General features: G+C 54.5%; 2 protein-coding genes and 1 pseudogene. 1 reads left to right on the top strand and 2 read right to left on the bottom strand.

The genetic code is table 11. The features are described 5' to 3' along the window. Positions 1-191: pseudogene (locus tag ACXRVY_RS27260) on the bottom strand (aromatic acid/H+ symport family MFS transporter); the annotation flags it as partial. A gap of 357 nt (positions 192-548) precedes the next feature. On the opposite strand from ACXRVY_RS27260, the gene ACXRVY_RS27255 reads away from it, so the two are divergent. Beyond that, on the top strand, positions 549-1,451 hold the full coding sequence (locus ACXRVY_RS27255; RefSeq protein ID WP_458238755.1) for a LysR family transcriptional regulator: 903 nt from the start codon (positions 549-551) through the stop codon (positions 1,449-1,451). A gap of 32 nt (positions 1,452-1,483) precedes the next feature. Here ACXRVY_RS27255 and ACXRVY_RS27250 read toward each other — a convergent pair. Continuing rightward, positions 1,484-1,759: L-serine ammonia-lyase, iron-sulfur-dependent, subunit alpha (locus tag ACXRVY_RS27250; protein ID WP_458238754.1), on the bottom strand; the 276-nt coding region annotated here is incomplete at its 5' end.

Here is a 1,759-nt window from a genome sequence, read left to right as displayed (position 1 = left end):
CAACTACCCAGCGCTCCAGCCTGTAATGAACTCAGTCCCCACTCGGCCATCAGCGAGGGCAACACGACCCCGTAGATGACCAGGTCATAGCCGTCGAAGATAATGATTAGCGCACACCAGAACAGTACGCGTGCATGGAAGGTATTGAAACGAGCCCCGTCAATGAGGGCTGCTACATCGATCGTACGCATGGCATCGCTCTTTTTTGTCGTTGTTATAGAGCCGAAGGTTCAGATTCCCCCGGTAGTTGCGCGGTGCCCAATTTAATTGTCCGACCTGCATTTTTGAGTGACGCAAACCGTTCAAAATTTGGGTAGTGCAGCGATCATGGCCAACGCATCGAGCGTGATAAATACAGTGATCCAAATACCTACTATTTCGAACGTGAATAAAGATCAGAGATGGGCAAAAGCCACGCAGCCATTGCGATGGACGCGACGCTACAGCACTTGATAGGCTGAAGTTCTTGCAGCGGCCATTCAGAGCGCTGCAGACCCTACGACGGGCAACCTTGTCGCCGTGGTATGAGCCCATCTACTTGAGGCGTTATGGAATTACGTGAGCTGGATCTCAATCTAATTTTGGTGTTCAACCAACTGCTGATCGACCGTAAAGTCTCGACTGCCGCGGATAATCTTCAGCTGACCCAACCTGCTGTCAGCAACGCGCTAAAGCGGTTGCGTACCGCCTTGAACGACGAACTTTTCGTACGCACCTATCAGGGAATGGAACCCACGCCTTATGCCCGGCAGCTGGCTGAGCCGGTAGCGCTAGCCATTCAAACTTTACGCGATGCACTGAGCCGACAGGACACGTTTGACCCGCTCCACAGCAATCGCAGATTCACCATGGCGATGACCGACATSGGTGAAATCTACTTCATGCCGCGGCTGATGGATGCCTTGGCTGAACGCGCACCGGGGTGCTCGATCAGTACGCTGCGCAACAATACCGATACCTTGGGCGAAGGTCTTCAGAATGGTGCGATCGACCTTGCAGTGGGATTGCTGCCTCACCTTCAAGCAGGTTTTTTTCAACAACGCCTGTTCCACCATCGTTACGTCTGCCTGTGCCGCAAGGACCATCCTGCCACCCGGGAGCCGTTGACGCTGGAGCGTTTTTGYAGCTATGACCATGTTCGTGTTGTCGCGGCGAATACGGGGCACGGCGTCGTTGATACCTTCCTCGCACGAGAAGGTATCGAGCGAAACATACGGTTGGAGGTTCCGCATTTCGTAGCGATAGGCCACATCCTTCAACGCACTGATTTGCTGGCGACCGTACCTGAACGATTTGCTATCAGTTGCGAACAACCCTTCGGGCTCGCCGTTCTAGCGCCGCCACTGGAGTTGCCGAACATCGAGATCAATCTGTTCTGGCATGCACGGTACAACAAAGATCCGGCCAATCGCTGGTTACGACAGCTCATGTTCGAGCTGTTCTCGGATTAGGGCAGATCACTCTGCCCCGGACAGCGCCTGAATCAGCATTCGATAATATTCACCGCCAGACCGCCTCGCGCGGTTTCCTTGTACTTGCTTTTCATGTCGGCTCCCGTTTGACGCATGGTGCGGATCACCTTGTCGAGCGAGACGAAATGTTGCCCATCACCGCGCAAAGCAAGGCGCGCGGCGTTGATGGCCTTCACCGAGCCCATGGCATTTCTCTCGATGCAGGGCACCTGAACGAGGCCACCGATCGGATCACAGGTCAGGCCGAGATTGTGCTCCATGCCAATTTCAGCCGCGTTCTCTACTTG

Source organism: Pseudomonas sp. P5_A2_2 (assembly GCF_054177685.1).
The sequence above is the reverse complement of the archived record's forward strand: the minus strand, read 5'-3'. Positions and strand labels throughout refer to the sequence as shown.